General features: G+C 35.6%; 7 protein-coding genes. 6 read left to right on the top strand and 1 reads right to left on the bottom strand.

All coding sequences use genetic code 11. The features are described 5' to 3' along the window. Window positions 1-217 precede the first annotated feature (217 nt). The gene (locus ABE048_RS13950; protein ID WP_430311864.1) at window positions 218-1,117 is read left to right on the top strand and encodes an ABC transporter ATP-binding protein; all 900 of its coding nucleotides are present in this window, start codon (window positions 218-220) and stop codon (window positions 1,115-1,117) included. Continuing rightward, the gene (locus ABE048_RS13945) at window positions 1,110-2,348 is read left to right on the top strand and encodes an ABC transporter permease (RefSeq protein ID WP_430311863.1); all 1,239 of its coding nucleotides are present in this window, start codon (window positions 1,110-1,112) and stop codon (window positions 2,346-2,348) included. Before ABE048_RS13950 ends, ABE048_RS13945 begins: the two co-directional genes overlap by 8 nt. A gap of 279 nt (window positions 2,349-2,627) precedes the next feature. Here ABE048_RS13945 and ABE048_RS13940 read toward each other — a convergent pair whose 3' ends face one another. Beyond that, window positions 2,628-3,920 carry a replication-associated recombination protein A gene (locus tag ABE048_RS13940; RefSeq protein ID WP_430311862.1) on the bottom strand — a complete coding sequence of 431 codons (1,293 nt, stop codon included), beginning with the start codon at window positions 3,918-3,920 and terminating at the stop codon, window positions 2,628-2,630. A gap of 254 nt (window positions 3,921-4,174) precedes the next feature. Between ABE048_RS13940 and cymR the strand changes: the two genes are divergently transcribed. Genes cymR through ABE048_RS13920 form a run of 4 tightly spaced genes read left to right on the top strand, consistent with a single transcriptional unit; the run spans window position 4,175 to window position 7,566 of the window. Further along, the gene (cymR, locus tag ABE048_RS13935; RefSeq protein WP_430311861.1) at window positions 4,175-4,594 is read left to right on the top strand and encodes a cysteine metabolism transcriptional regulator CymR; all 420 of its coding nucleotides are present in this window, start codon (window positions 4,175-4,177) and stop codon (window positions 4,592-4,594) included. Window positions 4,595-4,608: 14 nt separating this feature from the next. Beyond that, complete coding sequence (locus ABE048_RS13930) at window positions 4,609-5,751, top strand: cysteine desulfurase family protein (protein ID WP_430311860.1); 1,143 nt, start codon at window positions 4,609-4,611, stop codon at window positions 5,749-5,751. A gap of 19 nt (window positions 5,752-5,770) precedes the next feature. After that, entirely contained in the window at window positions 5,771-6,892 is a 1,122-nt protein-coding gene (gene mnmA / locus ABE048_RS13925; RefSeq protein ID WP_430311859.1) for a tRNA 2-thiouridine(34) synthase MnmA, read from the top strand. A gap of 14 nt (window positions 6,893-6,906) precedes the next feature. Beyond that, window positions 6,907-7,566, top strand: a complete 660-nt coding sequence (locus ABE048_RS13920; protein WP_430311858.1) for a tetratricopeptide repeat protein — start codon at window positions 6,907-6,909, stop codon at window positions 7,564-7,566. The last annotated feature ends 11 nt before the right edge of the window (window positions 7,567-7,577 follow it).

The raw sequence follows: 7,577 nt of genomic DNA, 5'->3' as shown, positions 1-7,577 counted from the left end.
ATTGAAGCCAAGCCCGTGGAAAGCGCCGTCTGTAGCGGAACATCCAAATCTCAATATTGAAAATTTAAGGAATGTTCTAATTTAAAAACCGAAAAAGGATTTATGAAATTGATTAAAAAAATTTATTGTTAATAAGTTTTATTTAAAATGAATACATTTCGAAGTTTGAAACGTATAAGTATTATGTTCAGAAATTTCACATAAAAGGAGTAGAATTATGGCATTAGTGATTGATCAAGTAACGAAAAGGTATCAGGATTTCACAGCAGTTAACCAGCTATCTTTTACAATTGAAAAAGGAGAAATATTTGGGCTTATCGGCCAAAATGGAGCTGGTAAAACTACAACATTCCGTATGATATTGGATTTGCAGGGGGCAACAGAAGGCGATATTTCGTGGAATGGAGAAACCATGCATAAAGTAAACAGAGATGTTCTTGGTTATCTGCCAGAGGAGCGAGGGATATTTCCTTCTATGACAGTAGAGGATCAATTATATTTCTTCGGGGTTTTACGTGGATGGGCAAAAAAAGATTTGAAGAGTGAAATCGATTATTGGATTCAACGATTTGATTTGGAAGATAAAAGGAAAGCAAAAGCTGAAACGCTCTCTAAAGGGAATCAGCAAAAAGTACAGTTGATTGCGAGTTTTATCCATAAACCTGAGTTTCTTATTTTAGATGAACCGTTTAGTGGACTCGATCCAGTGAATCGACAATTATTGATGAATGCTATTTTGTATTTAAAGGAAAGAGGAACAACGATACTTTTTTCCAGTCATCAAATGGATAATGTAGAGGAATTATGCGACCATCTTTGTGTATTAAAAAGAGGTGTGTCATTGTTTACTGGTAGTTTACTAGAATTAAAGGGCCAATATGGCAAGATAAAGTTAAGTATCCGTACTAGTTTGGATAAATCACAATTGTTTGCACTTCCTGGTGTTGAAAGTGTTAAGGAAACAAAGGATGGATTCACACTATTGTTAGAAGATGAATCATATGGTAAACAGCTGTTTGAGATTCTTGGAAAAGGTAATTATATGGAAAAGTTCAGTATGGATTATTTATCACTTGATGAAATCTTTAAAGATTTGGTAGGTGGAGAGCATGACTAAATTCTGGATTTTAGTAACCCAACTTTATAAGCAAAAGATTAAAGCGAAGTCATTTATTTTTTCTGTTTTACTTTATGTTGCAATTGTTAGTGGGGTAATGTTTTGGTCGGATATAAAGGCAGCTTTATTTTCTGAAGAACCGCTCAAAATTGCTATGATAAATGATACGAAACAGGACTTTAAAGAAGTATTTCAATCTAATAGTGATGTGAAATTTTCATTTCCTAGTGATGATCAAACAAAAATCGAAAAACAGGTAAAAACGGAAAAATTAGATGCAGCAGTTTATCTAACTGATAAGGATAATAAATTAAACGCAGTAATTGCTACCTTTAAGCCACTTGAATTCAATGACCAGACAAATTTGTCATCCAAGATTCAATACGCTGGGAAAATCTATTCCGTACAGCAACTCAATTTATCAGCTGAACAGGCAACGCAAATTGTTGAATCCCAAACACCTATCGATATGAAAAATTTAAATACGAAAAAAGATAATGGTAAGAGTGAAGATGAAAAAGCTGCAGGTATTGGAACTTCTATTTTAGTAGGTTCTATAGTATATTCTATTGTCATCTCGTTTTTATCAATCATAACGACAGATGTAGCTTCTGAAAAAGGTTCAAGAGTGTTAGAAGTACTACTTGCAAGTGTTAAACCTTCCACTCACTTTTTAGCAAAAATTACAGGAACCTATTTATTGGCTTTTACACAAGTAGCGATATTATTAGTCGTACAAATATTGCTGTTATTAACGGTAGATGGCGGTTCCAAATGGCGGAAAGTCGTAGATGTCGTTGATCATTTATCAATGAGTTATGTCTTTTATACACTAGCTTATTTATTGTTATCTATTTTCCTATTTTTGGTGATGGGAGCACTATTCGGTTCACTTGTGTCAAAAGTAGAAGAAGCAGGGCAAGCGATGATGCCAGTCATGTTTATAGGAGTGGCAGGTTTCTATGTCTTGATGTCAGGCTTATATAGTCCAGATACAATGCTAGTAAAAGTATTCTCATTTATCCCATTTACAACAGTGATGGTTATGCCACTTCGAATGGGAGCAACAGATTTATCACCTACAGAACCGCTTATTGCATTAATCGTATTAATCGTAACAGTTGTGGTATTGTTCTATGTTAGTTTCTCATTCTATAAACGAAGTGTACTTACTTATAGTTCGGGTGGGGTCATTCAAAAAATTAAAACTGTGTTGAAAGTTACTACGTAATCATACGGTTATACAAAAAGCTTGCTATTTAGATGACTGATGAATAAAAGACAAGTAGAGCGAAGTCTACTTGTCTTTTATGTTTTTTGTATTGAGAAACGTGTTACTAATAGATAAAGAACTCTATTAAATTCAATTGTCAATTCAGCTAGTGGTTTATCAAAATTTCCTATTATCTGATGCAGATGAAGCAGGATTTATCAATGCTGCAGTTATTCCAATTGATGGTGGTCAATCTGATAAATTATTAGATTAAGCCTACTAACAAAGGTCAGTAGGCTATTTTTTTCTATTCTTTTTTAAACTCTTAAAATGATCATAAATTCCTGCCATTCTTTTTTCTTGCCCTGCAATAACTGGATGGTAGAATTCCGTTCCTTCAAGCTCATCAGGTAAATATTGCTGTTCAACCCAGCCGCCGAATGTACCAATTGGTGTGTTATGTGGATATTGATATCCATCCACACCAAGTACTTTCGCACCAGCATAGTGTGCATCACGTAAATGCATTGGAATTTCTCCGGTTTTGCCAGCATGAATAGCAGCTGTTGCCGCATCGATAGCTAAAATTGCAGAATTTGATTTTTCTGCAAGACACATTTCAATAACTGCATGAGCAAGAGGGATGCGAGCTTCAGGCATTCCTAAACGTTCTGCAGATTGTACAGCTGCAAGGACATGAGAGCCGACTTCGGGAGCAGCTAACCCAACATCCTCATAACTTATCACTAGTAATCTTCGGCTTACCGCGACTAAATCGCCATTTTCTAAACAGTTCGCTAAATAGTAAATGGCTGCATTGACATCACTTCCACGAATGGATTTTTGCAATGCTGAAATGAGATTATAAAAATGACTTCCTTTTTTATCCCCATATACGCCGATTCGTTCTGCTAGATTTTTGACAATAGAATCTTGTACAATCGTTTCATTATTTTCTTCATCAGAAGAATAGTAGACAGATTCTAAAAGTGTTAACGCTTTTCTCGCATCTCCATGGGCTGCTTGTACGATTAGTGCACGCTGATCATCTGTCATACGAATTTTATAACGGCCAAGTCCTCGTTCTTTATCTTCTAAAGCACGAAGAATTAGTGTATTAATATCCTCATCTGTTAATCTCTTAAGCTGCTTAATTTCTCCACAACGTGAGCGAATCGCAGGATTAACATCATGAAATGGATTTTCGGTTGTAGCACCGATTAATACAATAGAGCCGTTTTCAACATGAGGAAGTAATGTGTCTTGTTGTAATTTGTTGAATCGATGAATTTCATCTAAAAACAAGAGTACTTGTCCAGAAAGCTTTGCTTCACCTACAACATCTTCTACATCTTTTTTCCCTGCACGTGTTGCATTTAGAGCAATAAAAGGAAGGTTAGACGAACCAGCAATGGCAAAAGCAATTGATGTTTTACCGATACCTGGTTCCCCATAAAGTAACATCGATGGTACATGACCGTTTTTGATCATTTTATATAATGTAGTATTTTGTCCGATGATTTCTTGGTGACCGACAACTTCATCAAGGTTACGTGGTCGCATACGAAATGCGAGTGGTTCATTTGGCATGTTGACCCCCTCTTTCTTGAGAATATACGTTGTTAATATTTTTTCTATAGCTACTTTGATATGAAATTGTTGTTTTTATGCAACTAATTGAAGTGAAAGGGCGACTCTTCGTTAGAAGATGGGGCAAATCACAGTTCATGAATCAAGTATTTTTCGATAACTCGTAACAATAATCATAAATCATTCCCGAGTAGAATGAAAGGAAATATGCTATACTTTAATCTAGACAAATAGCTAATTTTAGAGGTGTATATATGAAAATATCAACAAAAGGGCGTTATGGCCTAACAATTATGATTGAATTGGCCAAACAATATGGACAAGGACCGATCCCACTTAGACAAATTGCAGCAGAAAATAATTTATCAGAAGCATATTTAGAACAACTAGTTTCTCCACTTAGAAACTCAGGACTTGTTAAAAGTGTTCGTGGCGCATATGGCGGTTATATGCTATCAAAAGCACCGCATTTGATTTCGTCAGCTGATGTTATTAAAGTATTGGAAGGACCGATTCAACCTGTAGAGGGAATTGAAGAGGAAGCACCACCACAACGAGAGCTATGGCTACGTGTTCGTGACGCAGTAAAAGATGTACTAGAAACAACAACTCTTGACGATTTAGCAAGTTATACAGAAGAACAAAATGATGATGGTTATATGTTTTACATTTAAAAGGAGATTTTATCATGAAAGAAATATATCTTGACCATGCAGCTACTTCTCCTATGCATCCTGCTGTAATTGAAAAGATGGCGGAAGTAATGGGAGAAGTATTTGGTAACCCATCGAGTATTCATAGCATTGGTCGACATGCTCGTAAATATTTGGACGAAGCTAGAACTGTTATAGCTGGTGCGATTGGCGCAAAGGATCAAGAAATCATTTTTACAAGTGGTGGAAGTGAAGCAGATAACTTAGCAATCGCTGGTACAGCACATGCTAGATGTGCTGAGGGTCGTCATATTATAACAACTCAAATCGAGCATCATGCAGTACTTCATACTTGTCAGCAACTAGAAAATGAAGGTTTTGAAGTGACTTATCTTCCAGTTAATAACAAAGGGTTGATATCACTGGATGATTTAAAAAGTGCTCTTCGTGATGATACTATTTTAGTAACGGTTATGCTTGGCAATAACGAAGTTGGTACTTTACAACCAATAAAAGAAATTGGTGCAATATTAAAAGACCATCAAGCAAGTTTCCATACGGATGCTGTTCAAGCATTTGGAATTCAAAAAATTAATGTTGATGAACTTCAAGTCGATTTGCTTTCTGTTTCATCACATAAATTAAATGGACCAAAAGGTTTAGGGTTTTTATATCAAAGAGATAATGCTAAAATTCATCCAATTATTTTTGGAGGTGAACAAGAACGTAAACGTCGTGCAGGTACCGAAAACGTGCCAGCAATTGTTGGTTTTGCAGAAGCTACGAAAATTGCACAACAAAATTTTGAAGAAAAACAACTTCAATTTGACAATTTCCGGACAACGTTCTTAAAAGCATTAGACGAAGCAGATATTACTTATCATGTAAATGGTGATGAAATTCACTATTTACCTCATGTATTAAATATTAGTTTTCCAGGAATGGATGTCGAATCATTCTTAGTTAATTTAGATATAGCAGGAATTGCTGCTTCAAGTGGTTCTGCATGTACAGCTGGTTCTATTGATCCTTCACATGTGCTTGTTGCTATGTTCGGAAAAGACGCAAATGAACTACGCAACTCTATCCGCTTTAGCTTTGGTTATGGTCTAACATTGGAGGACATCCAAACAGCTGTAGAAAAAACGATTGAAATCGTAAAACGCTTAGTGAAATAACAGAAAAAAGGTGAAATATATGAACGTAACAAAGGACCCCTCACAAACACGTGTTGTTGTCGGAATGTCTGGAGGAGTCGATTCTTCTGTAACGGCTTATTTACTAAAAAAACAAGGTTACGACGTAATTGGAATCTTCATGAAAAACTGGGATGATACAGATGAAAACGGTGTTTGTACAGCTACAGAGGATTATGAAGATGTTATCAAAGTTTGTAATCAAATTGGCATCCCGTACTATGCGGTAAATTTTGAAAAACAATATTGGGATAAAGTATTTACTTACTTTTTAGAAGAATATAAAGCAGGTCGTACACCAAATCCAGATGTAATGTGTAATAAGGAAATCAAATTCAAAGCATTTCTAGAACATGCTTTGAAACTAGGTGCTGATTACGTTGCAACAGGCCACTATGCTCGAGTAGAGGTGCGTGATGGTGAAACGAGAATGTTACGTGGAATCGATCAAAACAAAGACCAAACGTATTTCTTAAACCAATTATCACAAGAACAACTGTCTAAAGTGATGTTTCCAATTGGTGAGTTAGAAAAACCACGAGTTCGTGAAATTGCAGAAGAAGCAGATCTAGCAACAGCTAAGAAAAAGGATTCTACTGGTATTTGCTTTATCGGTGAACGTAATTTCAAACAATTCCTAAGCCAATACTTACCTGCTCAACCTGGTAATATGGAAACATTTGATGGTAAAGTAATGGGCAAGCACGATGGTCTAATGTATTACACAATTGGACAACGTCACGGTCTTGGTATTGGTGGAGATGGTGATCCATGGTTTGTATTAGGAAAAGATTTAGAAAGAAATGTCTTGTTAGTTGGACAAAACTTCTATAATGACAAACTTTTCTCTACAAGTTTAACTGCAGTGAAAACAAGTTTTACAACAAATCGCGAAATGCCAAAGAAATTTAATGTAACTGCAAAATTCCGTTATCGACAAAAAGACGTTCCAGTAGAAGTTGAAATTGTCGGTGATGATAAATGGCTTGTAACCTTTAGTGAACCAACACGTGCAATTACACCAGGACAATCAGTTGTTTTATATGATGGAGACGAATGTCTAGGTGGCGCAACCATCGATGAAGTATTTAATAATGGTGAAAGACTAACATATGTTGGTTAATAGAGGTGAAAAAAGTGGATTTTAACGAAGAAGGCGTAAAAGCCATTCAAGAAAAACGATACGAAGATGCTGCAAAAGCATTTACACAAGCAATTGACGAAGATCCTAATAATCCAGTAGGTTACATTAATTTTGGTAATTTACTTGCTTCAATGGATGATATTGAACGAGCAGAACGCTTTTTTCAAAAAGCATTAACATTAGATGAAAATGCAGCCACAGCTTATTATGGATTAGCTAATCTATACTTTAATTCTGAACGCTATTTAGAAGCTGCTAAATTATATGAAAAATCTATTCGCAATGGAATTGAAGGTGCAGATGCTTATTATATGTTAGGGAAAAGCTTTGAACATGAAGGACAACTAAAACTTGGCTTACCTTATATGCAACGTGCGACAGAACTTGCACCACAAGATTTACAAATTAGACTGGCGTATGGCATTATGCTCTGTACATTAGAATTATTTGAACCGGCAGAAAAAGAATTACAGTTTGTTATCGATGAAGACTGGAATAATGCGGATGCGCACTATAATTTAGGTGTTTTATACGCCGTTTCAACCGAGCGAATTGATGATGCCATGTATCATCTAAAACAAGCATTTACATTACAACCTGAATTTGATCAGGCTCGTTATATTCATGACATGCTTGCGATGAAAAAGAACTAATTGAAAGAAGG

The organism is Rummeliibacillus pycnus (assembly GCF_050459865.1).
In the GTDB taxonomy this organism is placed as follows: Bacteria; Bacillota; Bacilli; order Bacillales_A; family Planococcaceae; genus Rummeliibacillus; species Rummeliibacillus pycnus_B.
The sequence above is the reverse complement of the archived record's forward strand: the minus strand, read 5'-3'. Positions and strand labels throughout refer to the sequence as shown.